This window comes from Aurantiacibacter xanthus, from assembly GCF_003584015.1.
Classification (GTDB): Bacteria; Pseudomonadota; Alphaproteobacteria; order Sphingomonadales; family Sphingomonadaceae; genus Alteraurantiacibacter; species Alteraurantiacibacter xanthus.
The window spans coordinates 26324-47729 of the sequence record NZ_QXFM01000142.1 but is presented as its reverse complement, the minus strand read 5'-3'; the positions used below and the strand labels follow the sequence as shown (position 1 = coordinate 47729).

General features: G+C 65.1%; 16 protein-coding genes. 9 read left to right on the top strand and 7 right to left on the bottom strand.

Translation table 11 applies throughout. The features are described from left to right. Positions 1-100 precede the first annotated feature (100 nt). From serS to D2V17_RS19355, 3 genes are all read left to right on the top strand, one after another. Positions 101-1546 carry a serine--tRNA ligase gene (gene serS, locus D2V17_RS19365; RefSeq protein ID WP_119594785.1) on the top strand — a complete coding sequence of 482 codons (1446 nt, stop codon included), beginning with the start codon at positions 101-103 and terminating at the stop codon, positions 1544-1546. Between the two features lie 160 nt (positions 1547-1706). Continuing rightward, positions 1707-2462 (top strand): 5'/3'-nucleotidase SurE, encoded by a 756-nt coding sequence (gene surE, locus D2V17_RS19360; protein ID WP_119594784.1) that lies wholly within the window; start codon positions 1707-1709, stop codon positions 2460-2462. A gap of 19 nt (positions 2463-2481) precedes the next feature. Continuing rightward, on the top strand, positions 2482-3546 hold the full coding sequence (locus D2V17_RS19355; RefSeq protein WP_119594783.1) for a potassium channel family protein: 1065 nt from the start codon (positions 2482-2484) through the stop codon (positions 3544-3546). A 26-nt stretch (positions 3547-3572) separates the two neighbouring features. Here D2V17_RS19355 and D2V17_RS19350 read toward each other — a convergent pair whose 3' ends face one another. Beyond that, the gene (locus D2V17_RS19350; protein ID WP_119594782.1) at positions 3573-3986 is read right to left on the bottom strand and encodes a DUF1761 domain-containing protein; all 414 of its coding nucleotides are present in this window, start codon (positions 3984-3986) and stop codon (positions 3573-3575) included. Between the two features lie 73 nt (positions 3987-4059). Between D2V17_RS19350 and rimO the strand changes: the two genes are divergently transcribed. After that, complete coding sequence (gene rimO / locus D2V17_RS19345) at positions 4060-5424, top strand: 30S ribosomal protein S12 methylthiotransferase RimO (protein WP_119594781.1); 1365 nt, start codon at positions 4060-4062, stop codon at positions 5422-5424. A gap of 270 nt (positions 5425-5694) precedes the next feature. Here the strand turns inward: rimO and D2V17_RS19340 are convergent, their stop codons facing one another. After that, the gene (locus D2V17_RS19340) at positions 5695-6099 is read right to left on the bottom strand and encodes a hypothetical protein (protein ID WP_119594780.1); all 405 of its coding nucleotides are present in this window, start codon (positions 6097-6099) and stop codon (positions 5695-5697) included. Between the two features lie 116 nt (positions 6100-6215). Between D2V17_RS19340 and D2V17_RS21980 the strand changes: the two genes are divergently transcribed. Then, positions 6216-6413: a GIY-YIG nuclease family protein gene (locus D2V17_RS21980; protein ID WP_342767860.1), complete on the top strand. Its 198-nt coding sequence runs from the start codon at positions 6216-6218 to the stop codon at positions 6411-6413. Positions 6414-6757: 344 nt separating this feature from the next. Here D2V17_RS21980 and gcvPB read toward each other — a convergent pair whose 3' ends face one another. From gcvPB to D2V17_RS19310, 5 genes are read right to left on the bottom strand one after another with little or no spacing between them, the layout of a single operon-like run. Continuing rightward, the gene (gene gcvPB / locus D2V17_RS19330) at positions 6758-8308 is read right to left on the bottom strand and encodes an aminomethyl-transferring glycine dehydrogenase subunit GcvPB (protein ID WP_119594779.1); all 1551 of its coding nucleotides are present in this window, start codon (positions 8306-8308) and stop codon (positions 6758-6760) included. After that, entirely contained in the window at positions 8305-9663 is a 1359-nt protein-coding gene (gcvPA, locus tag D2V17_RS19325) for an aminomethyl-transferring glycine dehydrogenase subunit GcvPA (protein ID WP_119594778.1), read from the bottom strand. The genes gcvPB and gcvPA overlap by 4 nt, the downstream gene beginning before the upstream one ends. A gap of 14 nt (positions 9664-9677) precedes the next feature. Then, positions 9678-10052: a glycine cleavage system protein GcvH gene (gene gcvH / locus D2V17_RS19320; protein WP_119594777.1), complete on the bottom strand. Its 375-nt coding sequence runs from the start codon at positions 10050-10052 to the stop codon at positions 9678-9680. Continuing rightward, positions 10052-11188 carry a glycine cleavage system aminomethyltransferase GcvT gene (gene gcvT / locus D2V17_RS19315; RefSeq protein WP_245978827.1) on the bottom strand — a complete coding sequence of 379 codons (1137 nt, stop codon included), beginning with the start codon at positions 11186-11188 and terminating at the stop codon, positions 10052-10054. The genes gcvH and gcvT overlap by 1 nt, the downstream gene beginning before the upstream one ends. Continuing rightward, a complete protein-coding gene (locus tag D2V17_RS19310) occupies positions 11181-13586 on the bottom strand; it encodes a zinc-dependent metalloprotease (RefSeq protein WP_245978826.1) in 2406 nt (801 codons plus the stop codon). Before D2V17_RS19310 ends, gcvT begins: the two co-directional genes overlap by 8 nt. A gap of 143 nt (positions 13587-13729) precedes the next feature. On the opposite strand from D2V17_RS19310, the gene D2V17_RS19305 reads away from it, so the two are divergent. From D2V17_RS19305 to D2V17_RS19290, 4 genes are all read left to right on the top strand, one after another. Next, positions 13730-14227 (top strand): Lrp/AsnC family transcriptional regulator, encoded by a 498-nt coding sequence (locus D2V17_RS19305; RefSeq protein WP_245978825.1) that lies wholly within the window; start codon positions 13730-13732, stop codon positions 14225-14227. 252 nt (positions 14228-14479) lie between these two features. Beyond that, positions 14480-17386 carry a TonB-dependent receptor domain-containing protein gene (locus D2V17_RS19300; RefSeq protein WP_119594775.1) on the top strand — a complete coding sequence of 969 codons (2907 nt, stop codon included), beginning with the start codon at positions 14480-14482 and terminating at the stop codon, positions 17384-17386. A 122-nt stretch (positions 17387-17508) separates the two neighbouring features. After that, positions 17509-19089: an amidohydrolase gene (locus D2V17_RS19295; protein ID WP_425453658.1), complete on the top strand. Its 1581-nt coding sequence runs from the start codon at positions 17509-17511 to the stop codon at positions 19087-19089. A 102-nt stretch (positions 19090-19191) separates the two neighbouring features. Beyond that, positions 19192-21234: a TonB-dependent receptor domain-containing protein gene (locus D2V17_RS19290; protein ID WP_147367479.1), complete on the top strand. Its 2043-nt coding sequence runs from the start codon at positions 19192-19194 to the stop codon at positions 21232-21234. Positions 21235-21406 lie beyond the last annotated feature (172 nt).

Below are 21406 nucleotides of genomic sequence, written 5' to 3'. Positions count from 1 at the left end.
CGCAAGTTCAATCCTTGCCGTGCCCACCATTTCCATCGCACCCGATTTGGCCCAAGCTCCGCTGGACAAGGCGCGCCCCGTCGGGGCATAGGCCGAGCCCATGCACGACCTCAGATTCATCCGCGAAAATCCCGCAGATTTCGATGCCGCCCTCGCCCGTCGCGGGGCTGAACCCGCTGCGCAGCGGCTGCTCGCCCTCGATAGCGAACGGCGCGACAATTCGACCCGGCTGCAGCAGGCGCAGAGCCGCCGCAACGAGGCCTCGAAGGCCATCGGTCAGGCCATGGCGCAGGGCGACAAGGACAAGGCCGAAGCGCTCAAGGCCGAGGTCGCCGAACTCAAGCAGACCATGCCCGAGCTGGAAGAGCGCGACCGTCAGCTCGGCGCGGAGCTGGAGGCAGCGCTTGCCAGCCTGCCCAACCTGCCCGCCGACGACGTACCCGAAGGTGCCGACGAGGCGGACAATGTCGAAGTCAGCCGCTGGGGCACCCCGCGCGAGTTCGCCTTTACCCCGGTCGAGCATGCCGACCTCGGCCCGGCGCTGGGCATGGAGTTCGACACCGCCTCGGCCATGAGCGGCGCGCGCTTCACTTTCCTGCGGGGCCCGATGGCGCGGCTGCACCGGGCACTCGCCCAGTTCATGCTCGATTTCCAGAGCGGCGAGCGCGGCTATACCGAGTGCAACCCCCCCTTGCTGGTGCGCGACGATGCGGTTTTCGGCACGGGCCAACTTCCGAAGTTCAAAGCGGACCTATTCGAGACCAGTCTGAGCTTTGATCGCGAGAAGATCGAAAACGACGTCAGAACAAAAGCCCTCGCTCAGTTCGATGCAATGGGTTTTGGTAATGCGAGTTCGACGCTACCATCGTCAGAAGAACTAACCGAGAAGCTGATTTCTCAGATGTTTGCACGCTTTGACGAAGACATCGAACGACGCCGCTGGCTCATCCCCACCGCCGAAGTCAGCCTCACCAATTCGGTGCGCGAGCAGATCATCGACGACCTCTCCGCGCCGCTGCGCCTCACCGCGCTGACCCCGTGCTTCCGCTCCGAAGCGGGCGCGGCGGGCAAGGACACACGCGGCTTCATCCGCCAGCACCAGTTCGAAAAGGTCGAGCTGGTCTCGATCTGCCGCGAGGAAGATGCGGCGGTCGAACACGCGCATATGGTCGCCAGCGCCGAGGCCGTGCTTGAGGCGCTCGAACTCCCCTATCGCAAGATGCTGCTGTGCACCGGCGACATGGGCTTTGGCGCGCGCAAAACCTTCGACCTCGAAGTGTGGCTGCCGGGGCAGGACGCCTACCGCGAAATCAGCTCGGTCAGCTGGTGCGGCGAGTTTCAGGCGCGCCGCATGAACGCGCGCTATCGCCCCGAGGCGGGCGGCAAGAAGACTGCCTTCTGTCACACGCTCAACGGCTCGGGCCTCGCCGTGGGCCGGACGCTGGTGGCGGTGATGGAGAACTATCAGCAGGAGGATGGCTCGATTATCGTGCCTGCGGCCCTCGCGCCCTATATGGGCGGGATCGAACGGCTCAGCCCTGCCTGAGCAAACCACCCCCGCTCGTCCTGAGCTTGTCAGTAGCGAAGCTGGCCAAGGGCCAACGACCGCTTTTCTTCTGGCGCTCGCATCAGGATAAAACAAAAGAACAATCCTTCGACAAGCTCAGGATGAGCGGACATAGTTGCTGATCAAGGAAAGACACATTTTGCGCATCCTCCTCACCAACGACGACGGCATCCACGCTCCCGGCCTCGCCCTGCTCGAACAGATCGCCCGCACGCTGAGCGACGACGTGTGGGTCTGCGCCCCGGCGGAGGAGCAGTCGGGCGCGGGCCATTCGCTCACCCTGCACAGCCCGGTGCGGCTGCGTGAACACGGCGACAGGCGCTACTCAGTCACCGGCACGCCAAGTGATTCAGTGAACCTCGCGCTGCGCAAGCTGTTTGCCGAGCAGATGCCCGACCTCGTGCTGTCCGGCATCAACTCGGGCGAGAACCTCGCCGACGACATCACCTATTCGGGCACCGTCTCGGCGGCGATGGAGGCCGCGCTGGCGGGCATTCCGGCCATCGCGCTCAGTCAGGCCTTTCGCGACATGGGCCGCAGCTTCGCCGTGGCCGAGGAATGGGGCCCGAAGGTGCTGAAGCCGCTGATGGCCACACCCATGGCCAAGCGCACGCTCGTCAACGTGAACTTCCCCGCCTGCGCGCCCGATGCGGTGCGCGGTATCCGTGTGGTGCGGCAGGGCTTTCACGACTATGCCCGCGGCAGCGTCGTCGAGGGCACCGATCCGCGCGGGCGCAACTACTACTGGTTCGGGCTCGAAGAGATGGAGCACACGCTCGATCGCGGCACCGATCTGGAAGCGGTGGCGGAAAAGTTCGTGGCGGTGACGCCGCTTCAGCTGGACCTCACCGACCACGCCGCCATCGGCCGCCTTGCGGAGCAGTTCGGCGGATGACATGAAGGGAGGATCAGGCATGTCCGAAGACCATCCTCCCAAGCGCGTCACCGACCACAAACGCCGCTATTCCCCGCTGCGCCGCGCGGTGCAGATACCGGTCTGGGGCGATCTCGGCATCCGGCTTTCGGTTGCGCTGGCGCTGATCATGCTGGTGGTGATGATCCACTGGTGGGACCGCGACGGCCTGATCGACAATGCCGATGGCCACGTCAGCTTTCTCGACGTGGTCTATTTCACCATGATCTCGATCACCACCACGGGGTTCGGCGATATCGCCCCCATCTCCGACCGCGCCCGGCTGGTCGAGGCGGTGATCGTGACCCCGGTGCGCTTTGCCGTGCTGTTTATCTTCGTGGGCACCGCCTACAATTTCCTCATCAAGCGATCTTGGGAGAAGTTCCGCATGGCCCGCATTCAGGAACAGTTGTCGAACCACGTCGTGGTGCTGGGGTTCGGCGTATCCGGCAAGGAAGCGGTCGAGGAGCTGATCGAGCGCGGGACCGACCCGGCCTGCATCGTGGTGATGGACACCTCGTCCGAACGGCTCAGCCACGCCGAAACGATGGGCTGCAACGTGATCGAGGCCGATGCCACGCGCGACGACAATCTGCGCGCGGTGCGGATCGACCAGGCGCAAACCGTGCTCGTCTCGGCGGGGCGTGACGATGCCTCGATCCTGATCGTGCTGACCGCGCGCCATCTGGCCCCCAACGTGCCGATCAGCGTGGTGGTGCGCGCTGCCGACAACGAGCTGCTGGCGCGGCAGGCGGGCGCCGATAACGTGATCAACCCAGTGCGCTTTACCGGGCTGCTGCTGGCGGGCAGCGCGCGCGGGGCGCATATCGCCGAATATCTGGCCGACCTCGCCTCGGTGACGGGCCGGGTGCAGCTGGTTGAACGGCCGGTGCGGCCCGATGAGATCGGCAAGCCGCTGAGCACGCTGGCGACCGGCGGACGCGGAATGCGGATCTATCGCAATGGCCGCGCCTGCGGGTTCTGGGAGCCGGAAACCGATGCGCTGCAGGCAGGCGACATCGTGGTCGAAATTCTCCCCTGCGCGCCAACCGAGAGCGAGGGCTGAGCCGCGTCCTCTAACCCCACATCCGCTCAGCCCAGCAGGATAAACGCGCCCCCGACCAGCGCCATGCCGACCACAAAATAGCCCGCATCGATGGCGAACAGCTTTCCGGGGCGCATCTGGTAGAGATAGTTGATCCCCAGCGCCGGGGTCATCACCGCCACGGCGAGGCCGGTGGCCATCATCATGATCACGTGCGGCGCCGGATTGGTCCGCGCAATCAGGTGGCCGAGCATCAGCACCACCACCATCTCGAAGGCGAAGCTCAGCAGCATGATAAGCCACATCGGGTTGGTCGTGCGGGTGGCATCCTTCACCATCCGCCCGTTGATGCCGTTCATCCTGCGCCACGCCCTGCCGAACAGCGGCCCGTACCAGACCGCGCCCAACAGCCAGAACACCGCGGTTCCGACCAGCACCGCCAGCAGGTTGATATTGCCCATCGCTCGGCTCCTTTTCTCACAAGCAGCGCCCATCTAGCGCATCGCGGCCATCGGGTGTAGGGGCGCTGCGATAATGGCTACCCAAATTCCAGATCCCAAGCGCATCGGCATGGTCTCGCTCGGCTGCCCCAAGGCGCTGGTCGATTCCGAGCGCATTCTCACCCGGCTCCGCGCCGATGGCTATGCCATGAGCCCCGACTATGCCGGGGCCGACGTGGTGCTGGTCAACACCTGCGGCTTCCTCGACAGCGCGAAAGAGGAAAGCCTCGAAGCGATCGGTGAGGCGATCGCCGAGAACGGCCGCGTGATCGTAACCGGCTGCATGGGCGACGAGGCGGACGCAATCCGCGCGCGCTTCCCCGAGGTGCTGGCGATCACCGGCGCGCATCAGTACGAGGATGTGGTCGAAGCGGTCCACGAAGCCGCCCCGCCGACGCAGGGGCCCTTTGTGGACCTCATTCCCCAACCCGACATCAAGCTGACCCCGCGCCACTACAGCTATCTGAAGATTTCGGAGGGCTGCAACCACTCCTGTGCCTTCTGCATCATCCCGCAGCTGCGCGGAAAACTCGCCAGCCGCCGCATCGACGCCGTGCTGCGCGAGGCGGAGAAGCTGGTCGCGGCGGGCACACGCGAGCTGCTGGTGATCAGTCAGGATACCTCGGCCTATGGCGTGGACACCCGCCACGAGGAGCGCATGTGGAAGGGCCACCCGGTCCGCGCGCATATGACCGACCTCGCCCGCGAACTGGGCCAGCTGCGCACGCCCGACGGCGCGACGCCGTGGACCCGGCTGCACTACGTCTACCCCTACCCGCACGTCGACGCGGTGATCCCGCTGATGGCCGAAGGGCTGCTCACGCCCTATCTCGATATCCCGTTCCAGCACGCCGCGCCCAAGGTGCTCAAGGCGATGAAGCGGCCGGCCAACGAGGCCAAGGTGCTCGAACGGCTGAAGAGCTGGCGCGCCACCTGCCCCCAGATCGCGGTACGCTCTTCCTTCGTGGTCGGCTTCCCCGGCGAGACCGAGGAGGACTTCCAGTACCTGCTCGACTGGCTCGAAGAGGCCCAGCTCGACCGCGTCGGCGCGTTCCGGTTCGAACCGGTCGCGGGGGCGCAGGCCAATGCCCTGCCCGATCCGGTGCCCGAGGAGGTGAAGGAGGAGCGCTACGCCCGGATCATGGAAGTGACCGAGCGGATCAGCGCCGCCAAGCTGGCGGCGAAGGTCGGCAAGGTGATCCCCGTCATCATCGACGAGGTGGGCGAGCCCGACGAGGACGGCGATGTCGGCGCAACAGGCCGCTCGCAGGCCGATGCACCCGAGATCGACGGCGCGGTGTTCCTGCGCAACGTCCCCGCGGACCTGCAACCGGGCGACTTCGTAAGCGTCGAGGTCGAGGACGCCGACGCGCACGACCTGTTCGGGGTCATTGCCTGACCCTGTCACACCCTAAGGTGTGACAGGTGTGACAGTGTCCTGGAGAGAAAAAGCTCCGGGTCAAAAAAGCACCGCAAAGCCGCAGGAAATCGACGATGGGAAAGAGCGCAGGCGCAGGGCCTTCGCTCTTATGCCTGCGCTTGGCGCGTGTAGGAAAGCGGCCAGTTTCCGGCCCCGCCGCTTTCTAGGTCCGGTGGATATACTCGCACGTGAACGATCGTCCGCTATCGGGAAGTTGGTCCTGCGATCGAATGACCGGGACTGGGGTGGTTAGCTGCCGTCTTCGCTTCGAGACTTATTTTCATCAAGCCGCTGCTGAGCGCGCCTGCGATTGCTGCGTCGGGCAACGCGTTCCGAACGAGAAGTGGAGAACGCTCCCACACCATTCATCCGACGAATATGTATCCAAATGATTATGACCGCGTAAGCAAGAAAACCAACTACAAGCGTTGGTACACCCAGCGCATACGACCATTGTTCCAAAATCATCGCTGGCAGAAGCAAGATGGCGGCAGGCGCAAAGGCGATCAGATGATGGCGCAGCGTGGGCATACCTGCCCAGCCAACCCTAATCCATTCCTTGTCGATAGCGACACGGATGCTCTGAAATGGACCCTTCATCTCCCCAACTTGCAAAATGTTCCCAATGACCGCAATGGAGGCGTTAGCGGTCAATCGGTTTTCCTCGCAATCCCGCGAAAGCAGCCATGCCACAGCACATAGCATCGTCGCCCCGTGCTTGACACGGGGCTTGGCTTTTCTTTCTTCCGATTTGGCGCGATACCCGGCGCATGGGGAAAGGTGGCTGGGTCTACATCATGGCCAACCGCTATCGCGGCGGGATGTATGTCGGCGTGACCGCAGATGCGCTCGCCCGCGTTTGTCAGCATCGCGAGGGTAAGGGTTCGCGCCATGTCGCTGATTTCGCAAAGAGGCGGCTTGTCCATGTCGAACGCCACGAGACCATCGAAGGCGCCATCATCCGCTAGAAGCTGGTCAAGAAATGGCGGCGCGAATGGAAGTTCGCCTTGATCGAGGCCGACAATCCCGAATGGGACGATCTTTGGGAGCAATGGTTCGCACCCGAGCCTGAGCAGAAGTAGCCAAGCCCCGTGTCAAGCACGGGGTGACGATGAGGGGATGGCCGCCAGCCCCACGCATGACCGGGCTTGGGAAGTAAGCTGCAGTTATGCCCACCCTCGTCACCCCGGACTTGATCCGGGGTCAGGCTTTCTTCCTTTCCGTTCGTTCCCGAAGGGAGCCAAGCCCCGTCTCAAGCACGGGGCGACGACCCTGATATGTCTGCCTAGGCGTCGGACCTACTCCGCCCCGCCTAGTCCGACCACACCAGCTTCGGCTTGCGCGCCGCCGCCGTCTCGTCGAGCCTCGCGCGCGGCGCGTACAAGGGGGCAAGGTGCAGCGCTTCGTCCCCCGCCCTGGCCCGCTCGACAATCCCGCGCAGCGCGCCGATGAACTCGTCGAGCGCGGCCTTGCTCTCGCATTCGGTCGGCTCGATCAGCATCGCGCCGTGGACCACCAGCGGGAAATAGACCGTCATCGGGTGAAAACCCTCGTCGATCAGCGCCTTGGCCACGTCGAGCGTCGAGAAGCCCTTGGCAAAGCCCTCGTCGGAGAACAGCGCCTCGTGCATGCACGGCCCGGCATGGGCAAAGGGCGCCTCCATCACGTCTTCCAATGCGCGCAGCACATAGTTGGCGTTAAGCACCGCGTCGCCCGACACCTGTGCCAGGCCATCGGCCCCGTGCGACAGGATATAGGCGAGCGCGCGGGTGAACATGCCCATCTGCCCGTGAAACGCCGCCATCCGGCCAAAGCTCTCGCCCGCGCCTTCGTCGCCTTCCTCGACCAGCTCGAAGCTGCCGTCCGCCGCCTTGGTGACGTAGGGCAAGGGCGCATAGGGCGCGAGCGCCTCCGACAGCACCACCGGCCCCGAGCCCGGCCCGCCGCCGCCGTGCGGGGTGGAGAAGGTTTTATGCAGGTTGATGTGCATGGCGTCGATGCCGAGATCGCCCGGCCGCACGCGCCCGACGATGGCGTTGAAGTTCGCCCCGTCGCAGTAGACATAGCCGCCCGCCGCGTGGACCGCCTCGCAGATCGCGATCATGTCGCGCTCGAACAGGCCGCAGGTGTTGGGGTTGGTGATCATCAGCCCCGCCACGTCCGGCCCGAGCCGCGCCTTGAGTGCTGCGAAGTCGATGCGCCCGTCGTCACCCGCCGGGATCGCCTCGACCTTGTAGCCGGCGAAGGCGGCGGTGGCGGGGTTGGTGCCATGCGCCGAGCTCGGCACCAGCATCACCTCGCGCGGATCGCCCCGTGCTTCGAGCGCGGCGCGAATGCACAGGACCCCGCACAGTTCGCCATGGGCACCGGCCTTGGGGCTCATCGCCACCGAATGCATACCGGTGAGCGTCACCAGCCAGTGCGCCAGCTCGTCGATCACGCCAAGCGCGCCCTGAATCGAGTTCATCGGCTGGAGCGGGTGCAGATCGGCAAAGCCGGCCATCCGCGCGACCTTCTCGTTAAGCCGCGGGTTGTGCTTCATCGTGCAGCTGCCGAGCGGGAACAGGCCAAGGTCGATGGCATAGTTCTGGCGCGAGAGGCGCGTGTAGTGCCGCACCATTTCGGGTTCGCTTAACCCCGGCAGGGCGGGAGGGGTAGATCGTGACATCCCGCCCAGCCGGGTGGACGTCTCTGCCGAAGGGGTTGGCAGGTCGACGCCGCAATTGTTGAGTGAACCGATTTCGAAAATCAGCCCTTCTTCGAGCATCAGCGCCCGGTTGCCCGTGCTGGTGGGCGCGCCTTCGCCATCGAGAGTGACGGCCTCGGGGGTGGACGGACGCCAGCCGGAGGGGTTCGCGTTCATGCAAGTTTCTCCCGGATAGCGGTGACAAGGGCGTCGATATCGTCCTCGCTGGTGGTTTCGGTGACGGCGACGAGCAGCCCGTTGGCGAGCCCCTCCTCACCCGGATAGAGCCGCCCGAGCGAAACGCCCGCCAGCACGCCGTCAAGCGCAAGATCGCGCACCAAAGCGCGCGCGTCGGTCGGCAGCACGAGGCAGAACTCGTTGAAGAAGCTGTCGTTCAGCACCGAAACACCCGGCAGTTCGGCCAGCTTGTCAGCCGCGAGGCAGGCCAGCCGGTGGTTTTCCGCCGCCAGCGCCGCGAGGCCCGTGCCGCCGAGCAGGGTCATATGGATCGAGAAGGCCAGCGCGCAGAGCCCCGAATTGGTGCAGATGTTGCTGGTCGCCTTCTCGCGCCGGATATGCTGCTCGCGCGTGCTCAACGTCAGCACGAAGCCGCGCTTGCCGCTCGCATCGACGGTCTCGCCGCAGAGCCTGCCCGGCATATGCCGCACGTGCTCCGAGCGGCAGGCGAACAGGCCGAGGTACGGCCCGCCGAACTGCAGGCCGACGCCAATCGACTGGCCCTCACCGACGACGATGTCCGCCCCCAGCTCACCCGGCGAGCGGATCGCGCCGAGCGCGACCGGCTCGGTGACGACCGCCACCAGCAGCGCACCTTGTGCGTGGGCCGCTTCGGCGATCTTGGCGAGATCGGGCAGGCGGCCCAGAATGTCGGGATATTGCACCATCACGCACGACGTTTCGCCGTCGATCTGGGCGATCAGCGCATCCTCGCCCGCATCGGCGCTGAGGCTGGGCGCATCATACACGATCTGGTCGCCGGTGAACTTTGCCATGGTCTTGATATTGCCCGCATAGTGCGGATGCAGACCGGGCGAGAGCAGCGCCTTGCCACGCTTGGTGATGCGGCGCGCCATGGCCACCGCCTCCCAGGCCGCGGTCGAGCCGTCGTACATCGAGGCATTGGCAATGTCGCAGCCGTAAAGCCGGGCGACCTGCGTCTGGAACTCGAACAGCATCTGCAGCGTGCCCTGCGCGATTTCCGGCTGGTAGGGCGTATAGGCGGTGAGGAACTCGCCGCGCTGGATCAGATGATCGACCGAGGCGGGCACATGGTGGCGATAGGCCCCGGCACCGAGGAAGAACGGAGCCTCCCCGGCAGCCGTGTTCTGGCCCGCGAGCCGCGCCATGTGCCGTTCCACCGCCATTTCGCTGGCGTGGCCCGGCAGGCTCTCAATCGGCCCGTCGAGCAGCGCGGCTGAGGGCACATCGGCAAACAGCGCCTCGATCGAAGAGGCACCGATAGCCGACAGCATATCGCCCCGGTCAGCCGGGGTAAGCGGAAGATAACGCATGGACTTGCCTCGTGTTAGTCGAGATCGGCGCAGAAGGCGGCGTAGGCTTCGGCGTCCATCAGCCCTTCGAGTTCGGACGTGTCGGCAATGGTGGCCTTGAAGAACCAGCCGTCGGTCTCGGCGGCGGTGTTGACCAGCGCGGGGTCCTCTTCCAGCGCGGCATTGCCTTCGGTCACTTCACCGGTGATCGGGCTGTAGACGTCGCTCGCCGCCTTGACCGATTCCACCACGGCGGCTTCCTTGCCCTTGGCCACGGCAGTGCCTGCTGCGGGCACCTCGACGAAGACGATATCGCCCAGTTGCTCCTGAGCGTGATCGGTGATCCCCACGGTGGCATTGCTGCCCTCGACCTCGATCCATTCGTGGTCTTCGGTGAAGTAGCGGGTCATTATTTTCCTCCTTGGCGGCGGTAGTTGTGGGGAACGAAGGGAAGCGGTGCGACCGTGGCGGCAAGCTTGCGGCCGCGCACGTCGATTTCAAGCTGGGTGCCATCGGTGGCGAGGCCTGCCTCGACCTGGCCCATGGCCACGGGCCGCCCGAGCGTGGGCGAATGTCCACCCGAGGTCACGACGCCGACCACGCGGTCGCCCGCCATGATCGTCGCACCTTCGCGTGCGGGCGCCCTGCCCTCGATGGCGAGACCGACGCGCTTGCTCGGCGCGCCTGCGGCCAGCAGCGGCAGGATCGTCTCGGCCCCGGCAAAGCCCCCCTCCTCGCGCCGCCGCTTGGAGATGGCGAAAGCGAGATCGGCGCTGACCGGATCGGTGCTGGCAGTCATGTCGTGCCCGTACAGCGGGAGGCCCGCCTCAAGCCGCAGACTGTCGCGCGCGCCGAGACCGGCGGGCTTTACCCGCAGATCGGCCAGCAGCGCATCGGCCAGCTTCACCGCCTTGTCGGCAGGCACGGCGATCTCGAACCCGTCCTCGCCGGTATAGCCCGAGCGGCACACGATCAGGTGCGTGTCGAGGCCGCCGCGGCTGGCCGAGGACATGAACGGCAGCGCATCGGCAATGCCCGGCAGCAGATCGTCAAGCACCGAGGCGGCCAGCGGGCCTTGCAGCGCGATCAGCGCCATCTCGCTGTGATAGGCAAGCGTCACCTCCTCGGGCAGATTGGCGCGCAGATAGGCGATATCGTCGTGCTTGGTCGCACCGTTCACCACCAGCCGAAACGAATCCTCGCCGGTGCGGGTGATGAGCAGATCGTCAAGAATCCCGCCATCCTCAGCCAGCAGCAGCGAGTAGCGCGTGCGGCATTCCTTCAGCGCACCAAGATCGGCCGGGAGCAGCTTTTCGAGCGCCGCCCCCGCGCCCGGTCCGGCCACCGTAAGCTGGCCCATGTGGCTGACATCGAACAGGCTCGCGCTGGTGCGGGTCCACTCGTGCTCGGCCATGATCCCTTCATACTGGATCGGCATGGCATAGCCCGCGAACTCGACCATCCGCCCGCCCTTGTCGCGGTGCCAGCCATCGAGCGGCAGCAGCAGCGGCCCGGCTTTCGCTTCCATCGTGGCAGCCTCAGTCATCGAACCATCCTCCAAAGCCGCCAATTGGCATCCCGGGCGGGATCTCGGGTGCCTCTTCCTTGTTCGCGAGCACTGCCGCGAGCGCTTCCGGCTCGTCGAGCAGATCGGCCACATAATGCGCCCAATCGGCATCGACGCCACCCTTGGTGCCCTCCAGCTCGTCCTTCAATCGGTCGAGCCGTCCGGCGATGATGGCCGCCGCCTCGGGCGACACCTCTTCATCGCGCATGGCTCCGGCCAGCGAGAGCACGGTGCGCCAGGCAATCCGACGTCCGACCTCGTTGCTGCGCGCATTGATCACATCTGAAACCAGTTCGTCAACCAGATCCGTCACCCCGGGCATGCTCGCATCCTGCCGGTGCTGCTCGACCATGCGAGTGAGGCGTGCAGGCGCGAGCAGGCTGTCGAGCGTGATCTGCGCGGCCACGTCGGCGGCAACCAGCGGATCGAAGGCAGCCGCGCCCGCGTTGCGGAACACCTCGGTATCGAACTGCGGATCGCCCGTGCGGGTGATCGGCACCGACAGCATCGGCAGCAACCGGGCGGGCACGGTGAGGAAATCCTCGTCGAGCGTGCCGATCAGCGCCGCGATAGCCGCCCGCTGGGTGGCCGCGTCGATCCATTCGGGCAGCGGGTGGTTATCGCCCGCCACCTTGTAATCGTAGGCGTAGCCGCCGATCAGCTTGCCCGCCGCGTCGATATCATAGCGGTGCAACAGCCAGATCGGCACGAACTTGCGGCGCAGATTGGCCAGCGGCTCGCCCGGCAGCAGCACCTGCTCGCCGAAGTTGGTGAGCGCGATAGCGCGCACCGCCTCCATATGGTCGAGCGCGGCGATGGGGTCGGGGCCGTCGTCCCACATGCTCGCCGCCGCACTCGGCAGCGAGGGGTCGCGCCCGTCGATATCGGTCGCGAAGGCGAGCCCTGCCTCTTCTGCCGCCAGCGCCTTGGCATCGGCGCTTTCGGCGCTGCCATAGAGCCAGTCGACCGAAAAATCGTCCCAGTCACCACCACCGTGCTTGTAGGCGTCGCGCAGGCTGATCTGGCCGTCTTCGAGCAGGATGCGCGGGGCGGGATAGTCCATCACCGTGGTGCGATCCTGCGTCGAGCCGGCGAAATTGTGCATGAAGCCGATGGCGTGGCCAACCTCGTGCGCGCCGAGCTGGCGGATCCGGTCAAGCGCGGCGCGGACCGGGTCGTTCGGACCGCCGGAGCCGTTCTGCGCGGTGCCGACGAGGCCTTCGAAAATCGTGATGTCCTGCCGCACGCGCAGCGCGCCGAGCACAACGTTGCCCTTGATGATCTCGCCGGTGCGCGGATCGCGGATGCCGCCGCCATAAGACCAGCCGCGCGTCATCCGGTTGGCCCAGTTGACCATATTATAGCGCACGTCGAGCGGGTCGGCGCCCTCGGGCAGGATCTCGGCACGGAAACCGCCGATGAAACCCGCCTTGTCGAAGGCCGAGGACCAGTAGTTCACACCCTCCATCAGCGCGGTGCGCACCGGTTCGGGCGCGGCGCGGTCGATATAGAACACGATCGGCTTGACCACCGGGCTCGCCTCGGCGTCGGGGTCGGTCTTTTCGAGCCGGAACCGGGCGGCAAGCGGGATCGCCACCGGCTGGCCGAGCGGCGAGCCATAGTCGTAGATGGTGGGGCCGGATACCGGCGCGCGCGGATCCGCCACGCGCGGCAAAAAGCCGGGCTCGGGCAGCGCGATAAACGAATGGTGGACGATGAAGCTCAGCGCGCGCGGCTCGGGCGAGAACTGGCTCATCGTGCGTGTCGGGCGCGCGCTGGTGAAGGTCTGGATCGTGTCGATCTCGGTGTTGAGCGGAAAGCTCTTCACCGAAGCGGCGTCGATGCCCGAAAGGTCAGCCGCCGCACGATAGTCGCCCCCGCCTGCCAGCGCCGCCGAGACATCGATGGAATCGCGCAGCAGGAACTTCGACATGTCGACGACCACCCCGCCCGCGCCGCGATCATCCACGATCGGCAGCATGGCGACCACGGCGGTGGGGAAGCTCTCCGCAGCGCCGGTGGCGGTATCGGCATCGCCACTGGCCTGGAACTTGGGATTTTCAAACACAGCGGCGATCTGGCTGCCGATCTTGCGGAAGCACAGCAGTTGCTCGTCACCCAGCATCCCCCGGTCGAGCCGCATGTTGGGCGAACCAAGCCCGGAACGCAGCGAGGTCGCATAGATATAGCACCCCGAGTCGCCCTCGGCATCGAGTGCAGGCAGCGTGAAGTGAACCGCGCCGCTACCCGAAGGAATCGCGGGACTGAGGAGGCGATCCTGTGCATGCGCGGGCGCGCAGGCGATCAGGGCAGCCATCCCGATGACCGCACTCGACGATGCCGCGCGCAGGCGGGAAGTGTTTGAAAGAAAAAGCATGAGGCCCCCATGATTGCTCCCCGCACGACCTTGCGCGGCTGTCTAATCAGGGGAATACCACCAAAGCCATTGCGTTTATCGTGAAATATGCAAAAGTTTGACAGACATTTTTTTAAAATCGAATGCCAGGAAAGGATATATCGTTGAAATCCACCATCGCATCAATGGATCGTACCGATTTGCGAGTCTTGAAAGGTCTGGTGGCCAATGGTCGCGCGGCCGATGTGGCGCTGGGCGAAGAGGTCAACCTGTCGAGCACAGCGGTCGCCCGTCGCCGCAAGATTCTCGAGGAGGCAGGCGTCATCTCCGGATATGCGGCCATTATTGACCAGAAAAAGCTCGGCTATTCAATCACCGCTTTGGTCCTGATTCAGCTCAGTTCGCAAGATGAGAGCGCGCTGGTGGAATTTGAAGAGGCCGTGCTTGAATGCCCCTCGATGTCGTTCTGCTCGTTCATCTCGGGCGAGAACGACTTTATGATGCTGATTAATGTGCGCAGCTTTGAAGAGTACGACCACGTCTATCGGCGCGAGCTTTCCAAACTGCCGCACGTATCGAAAATTCGCTCGTCGTTCCTGATGCGCGAGGTGGCGCGCAGGCGCGTCGCACCGATAATTCTCGAATCAGACGGTCGACTTTGACGAATCACAATAGTGTTTTGGCAGTTGAAATTGGAATCCGTTGAGAGAGGAGAGAATTTTGACGGATTCCACCGATGCATGCCAAAATTTACGCAAACTTTGCGACATCCGGGCGCTGGATTTGAATTATAAATTCTCCAGGGCGCGCAGCTCGGCAAGTTTCGATCAGGGACGAAACGCCATAGCCGCAGAATGACCCGAAATACCGTTTGGGGAGGATCGACACACACCTAGAAAATGGGGGTTCGATCCATGAGTAATCCGCTTTCCGCTACCACCCGTGTCGCTGGCCTTGCCCGCGTCAGTTTGCTTGCTTCTGCCGCCAGTTTCGCTGGCCTCGCTTTGCTTCCAACCGCCGCCCTCGCCCAGGACAGCGACGACAGCAGCCGCATCGTCGTTACCGGCAGCCGCGTTGTGCGCGACGGGTCGAATGCGCCGACCCCGCTCTCGGTCATCTCGGGTGACGAGATCGACGCCGAAGCACCCGCCAACATTGCCGACTTCGTCAACACCCTGCCCTCGGTCAACGGGAGCCAGACCGCCGTTTCGAACTCGGGCAGCCTGTCCAACGGCAAGTCGGGCATTTCGGCGCTGAACCTGCGCTCGCTCGGCCAGTCGCGCACGCTGGTGCTGCTCGACGGTCAACGCTCGGTCGGCTCGACCTCGGACGGCCTCGTCGACATCAACACCTTCCCGCAGGCGCTGATCGAGCGCGTCGAAGTCGTGACCGGCGGTGCCTCGTCGGTTTACGGTTCGGACGCAGTGGCCGGTGTGGTGAACTTCATCCTCGACAAGGATTTCACCGGCATCAAGGCCAGCTACGAATACGGTGTCACCACGTATTCCGACGTGCCCAACCACCTCGCCCAACTTACCCTCGGCACCGAATTTGCCGACGGTCGCGGCCACCTCATCGTCAGCGGCGAGTATTTCAACCAGACCGGCAAGGACTTCATCGACCGCGACTGGAACAAGTCCGGCTATTTCATGATCGAGAACCCGGACTATGCGCCGGGCAACGGCCTGCCCTCGCGCATCATCCAGTCGGGTATCGGCTCGTCGAACTTCACCCCGGGCGGCCTGATCACCGGCTGTCGCGCGGGCACTGCCGCTGCCGCCTGCCCGTTCAACGGCACCTATTTCGGCACCCTGGACGCCAGTACCGGGCTTGCGTCGACCAACGAGCTGAACTTCGGCCAGGTTTCCGGCCAGTGGATGATCGGCGGTGACTATCAGTATGCCAGCCAGGGCCACGCCGGTTCGAACTCGCTGGCAAACGATGAGGACCGCATCGGCCTGTTCGGGCGCCTCAGCTACGAAATCACCCCGAGTTTCGAGGTCTTCGCTCAGGCGAGCTACAACAAGTTCGAAGGCGAGAGCTTCTACCAGCAAACGCCCTCGGTGAACGTCGATATCGCGATCGACAACGCCTTCCTGCCGCCCGAACTCGCGGCCGAGATCGCGGCCTACAACGCCACCGCCGCCACCCCGATCACTGCGATCCGCATGGGCACCTCGAACGCCGGTATCCCGGCCGCCGGGGCGCACAACACCCGTGAGGTTTCGCGCTTTGTCGTCGGCGGCAACGGCTTCTTCAACCTCGCTGGTCTCGATGTCGATTGGGACACCTATTTTCAGCACGGTCAGACCAAGACCGACGAGATGCTGATCAACACCTGGCAGAACTCGCGCCTTGCCGCGATGCAGGATGCGGTGTTCTCGGGCGGGACCATCCAGTGCCGGGTCAACACCGATGGCAATCCGTCGAACGATCTTCCGGGCTGCGTGCCAATCAATCGCCTCGGTGTCGGCGGCGTGACGCAGCAGGCGCTCGACTATCTGTTCGAAGTCTATCCCTCGCGCCAGCAGGAGATCAAACAGGATGTGGTGGCGCTGAACTTCGCCGTCGCCGACCTGTTCAACACCTGGGGCGGCCCGGTCAGCATCGCCTTCGGCGGTGAATACCGCGAGGACTCGGTTGATGGCTATATCGACCCGGTCAACCTCAACACCTTCCTTTACGGCAACTTCCGGGTCACCTCGGGCGGCGTGAACGTGAAGGAAGGCTATGTCGAGGCGCTGGTTCCGCTGGGCTTCGGGGCCGAGTTCAACGGCGCGGTACGCGTCACCGACTATTCGACCTCGGGCACGGTGACGACCTGGAAGGCAGGCCTTTCATGGCAGCCGATCGACGACCTGCGCTTCCGCGGTACGTTGTCGCGCGACATTCGCGCACCCAACCTGCTCGAACTGTTCGATGCGGGCACCGCGCGCACCAACTCGGTGAACATTCCAGTTAGTGGCGGCGGAGTTCGGGCTGAGGAGTTTATCGAACGGACACTCGGAAATCCGAGCCTTGCGCCCGAAAAGGCCGATACGCTCGGGCTCGGCGTTGTCTTCACTCCGCTGTTCCTGCCCGGCTTCACCGCTTCGGTGGATTACTTCGATATCGACATCAAGGGCGCCGTCTCGACCATCACCGCACAGCAGACGGTCGATCTGTGCTTCGATGGCAGCCAGCCGGAACTGTGCGATCTCATCCTCTACAAATCCGGCTCGACCACCGACGTCGAATACATCAACCGCTTCCCGATCAACTTCGCCAGCCAGAAGAGCCGTGGTTTCGACTTCGAGGCGAGCTATCGCGCTCCGGTCGGACCGGGTGCACTGACCCTGCGCGGTCTGGCGACCTACACGATCGAGAACGTGTCCGACTCGGGCTTCGAGGTGGACGATATCGCCGGCGTCAACGCAGGCGGCGGCATCCCCACCCTCGTCTACCGCGTGTCGGCGGGCTACGCCTTCGACAACGGCCTTTCGGCTGTGTTCGTGGGCCGGGGCTTCGGCGATGGCGTCTACGACAACGACTGGATCGCATGCACCACCGGTTGCCCGGCGAGCGACAACCTCAACCGCACGATCAATACCAATTCGATCAACGGCACCTTCTACCTCGACAGCAACTTCACCTACGATTTCGAGATCGGCGGGGTCGAGGCGACCGCGCTGTTCGCGGTGAAGAACCTGTTCGATCGCGATCCGGTGCTGATCGGCAACGGGCCGTTCGGGAACAACACCCCGGCCTACCCGCAAACGAACCGTTCGCTTTACGATACGATGGGCCGAACCTTCCGCCTCGGCCTGAGCGTCAAATACTAAGACGAACCCGCGGGGGCCGACATCAGGGTGTCGGCCCCCGCTTCGCATTTCCCACTGCAAACGACCCGCCTCACGCGGGCAACTCACGTCCCCAACCCAAGCGCAAGGAACCACCAGAGATGATGTCTGTTCGCTCCACCTTCCTCGCCGCGGCGGCCACGCTGTCGCTCGCACTGGCCAGCCCCGCCGCCGCCGAACTTCCCGACAACCTGCGCGATGAAGCCGTCGCCGGGGTCGATTCCCGCGCCAAGCTGGTGCAGGAAATCGTCGACTCGATCTTCAGCTTCTCCGAGCCCGGCTTCCAGGAATTCAAGACGCAGGAATACCTGACCGGCATTCTGGCGGAGAACGGCTTTACCATCGAACTCGGCTCGGCCGGTATCCCCAGCGCCTTCACCGCCACCTGGACCAACGGCACCGGCGGCCCGAAGATCGCGCTCGGCTCCGATGTCGACGGGCTGCTCGGCCTCAGCCAGGTGCCCGGCATTACCGAACTGCGCCCACAGATCGAAGGAGGGCCGGGTCATGGCGAGGGCCATAACTCGGGCATGGCCGCGATGGTCGCCGCCGCGCTGTCGGTGAAGGACATCATGGAGCGCGAGAATATCCCCGGCACGCTGATGCTGTGGCCCGGCATCGCCGAGGAACTGCTCGCAACCAAGGCCTTCTTCGTGCGCGAGGGCATGTTCGAGGGCTTCGACGCCTGCATCTTCACCCACGTCGGCAACGGATTCGGCACCAGCTACGGCGACAGCGGCGGCAACGGCATGGTCTCGGTCGAATATACGTTCCACGGCTCGTCGGCGCACGGCGCGGGCGCGCCATGGGCCGGGCGCAGCGCGCTCGACGGCGTGGAACTGATGAACACCGCCTGGAACATGCGGCGCGAGCACCTCTACCCCACGCAGCGCTCGCACTATGTCATCACCAACGGCGGCGGCCAGCCGAACATCGTGCCCGATGTGGCCTCGGTGTGGTACTATTTCCGCGAGCGTAAGTTCGATTCCATCCGCAACCTCTACGAGACCGGCAACCGTATCGCCGAGGCCGCCGCCATGGCCACCGACACGACGGTGACGCGCCGCGTGCTCGGCTATGCCGCCCCGCAGCACGGCAACAAGCCGATGGCCGAACTGGCGCAGCAGTACATCGAATTTGTCGGCATGCCCGAATGGACCGAGGCCGACGAAACCTTCACCCGCCTGGCGCAGGAAGGCCTTGGCCGCCCGGTCCAGCCGCTGACCACCGAGGTTTCGGAACTGCGCGCACCGCCCGAGTTCTCGATCGGCGGCGGCTCGGACGATATCGGCGACATCATGTGGGCCGTACCGACCATCACCATCCGCTTCCCCTCGAACATCCCGAACATGATCGGCCACCACCAGACCGCCGCCGTCGCCATGGCCACGCCGATCGCCCACAAGGGCGCGGTCGCCGGCGCCAAGGCTGTCGCGCTGACCACGCTCGACCTGATGATGAACCCCGACGAGCTGGCCGAAGCCAAACGGTATCAGCAAGAAGTGCAGTTCGCCGAAGAGAGCTACGATCCCGTGCTGACCGCCGAGGACATGCCCGGCATTCACCTCAACAAGGAGATAATGGAACGCATCCGCCCCGAGCAGGAGCAGTTCTACTACGACCCGAGCAAGTACGACACTTACCTCGATCAGCTCGGCATTCCCTATCCGCCAACGGGCGGCTGAGCCCCTCGGGCTTCCTCGCGGCGGGCGGCCTTTTGCTTCGTGCGGAAGGCCGCCCGTTGCCGCTCTTGCCGAACACCAACACGCAATCGGGACATACTTGGCGTGGCGACTATCTACCGAACCACAGGCTCATGCTGGCCGCTGTGTGCGAGCGTGCTGGCGCTCTGCCTGCCCATGCCTGCTGTGGCCGAAACCATGGCCGCAGCCAGCGACGGTCAGCCCGAAGAGATCTTCGCCATCCCTTCCGCTCCCACGGCGGATCAGGCGGAAACCACGCAGACGGTGGCCGAGAACGCCATCGCCCAGAGCAACGACGCCTTTGGCCGCCAGGTCGGCAGCGAGCGGACCGGGCTCTATTCCTCGCGCGAGGTGCGCGGGTTCAACCCGGTCGACGCGGGCAATGTCCGGCTTGAGGCGCTGTACTACGATCAGGTGAACGGCCTGTCGCCGCGCATCAACTCCTCAAGCACGATCAGGGTCGGCATTGCCACGCTCGGCTATGCCTTCCCCGCCCCCACCGGCCTGGTCGACTATGGCCTGCGCAAAGCGGGCTTTGGCCGCTCGCTGACACTCGACATCAGCCGACGCGAGCGCGGCCATGAAGGGATCGGCTACGACCTCAGGCTGGGCGGGATCGCGCCGGGGCTGGGGCTGTTCTCGGGCGGCTTCTACCGCGCGGTCCAGAGCGACGATGCGAGCCGCGCCCACCGCGCCAATGTGGGCTTCGTGCTCTCCTACGATCCAAAGGCCCAAACCGAGCTACTCGCCTACGCCTCCGTGGGAGGAACACGCGACGAAGAGGCGCGCCCGATGATCTTCGTGGCGGGCGATGCCCTCCCGCCGGAGATCGAGCGCTTCCGCTTCCTCGGGCAGGACTGGGCCGACAACGAAAACGACACGCTCGATGCCGGGCTGATCCTGCGCACGCCGCTCGCCCCCAACCTGCGGCTCGAAAGCGGGACGTTCTTCTCGGGCAAGCGCGACCTCAGCCGCTTCTCCGATCTGATGACCGGCGTCACCGCCGATGGCGCAATCGCCGACCGGGCGATCATCGCCTCGCCGCGCAGCTTCGACCGCTCGTTCTCGGGCGAGCTGCGGCTGGTGCAGGAGCTAAGGCTGTTCGGGCAGGCCCAGCAGATTTCGGCCAGCCTGCGCGGGCGCGACCGTTTGCGGACCTTCGGCGGCGCACAGCGGATTTCGCTCGGCGCGGGCTCGCTGTTCGTCCACGATCGGCGCCCCGAACCGGTCTTTACCCTTGGCGATACCAACCGCGACAAGGTGCGCCAGCTGTTTGCCGGGCTCGCCTGGTCGGGCGCGCTGACCCGGTTCCTGCGCTTCGACCTCGGGGCCAGCGCAATCGACTATACCAAGACCGTCGACTATGCCGCGCCCGGCACCCCCGATGTCGCCACCGGTGCGAAGCCCATCGCCTGGAACGGATCGCTGGCGCTGGCCCTCACCAGGCGGCTGACGCTGTTCGGCGCGCTCGCCCGCGGGATGGAAGAGGCCGATGTCGCCCCCGACCGCGCCGTCAACCGGGCCGAGGCCCCCTCCGCCATCAACACCCGGCAGGAAGAGCTGGTGCTGCGCTACGACCCCGATGACGCGGTGACGATCCTGCTGGGCGCGTTCCGCATCTCCAAGCCATACTACAATCTCGACAGCGGGCTGCGCTATCGCCTGCTCGGCACGGTGGTGAACGAGGGGCTGGAGTTCTCCGCCATCGCCCGCCCCGTGACCGGCATGACCCTGCTCGGCGGTGCGGTTCTGTCCGACCCTTCGCTCAGCGGCGAGGCGGTGGACGAGGGATTGATCGGCACCCGCCCGGTGAGCCAGCCCAGACTGCGGATGACCGGCAATTTCGACTGGCGGCTCGATCAGGGCACCTCGCCCTTCTCGTTCGACTTCACGCTCGATCACAAGGGTTCGCGCCCGGTCAACGCGCTGGGCACGCTGCTGGTCGGTGCGGAAACCACGCTCGATCTGGGCATGCGCTATCGCTTCATGCTCGGCGATGCCGACATGGTGCTGCGCGTGCGCGCCGAAAACGTGCTCGACGACTATGGCTGGAACGTCAGTTCGAGCGGCGCGCTCACCTATTCCTCGGCGCGCACCGTGCAGTTCCAGCTTTATGCGGAGTTCTAGAGCCTGATGACATTAGCCTGATCCCCCTTCCTCCCCTCCCCTTGGGGAGGGGCTGGGGGTGGGGGCTCGACGCTGACGGGAACCCCCATCCCAACCCTTCCCCACAGGGGAAGGGCATTGCGAGACAATGCTATGTCATCGCGCTCTAACTCGGCAGGCCCAACCATGCCCG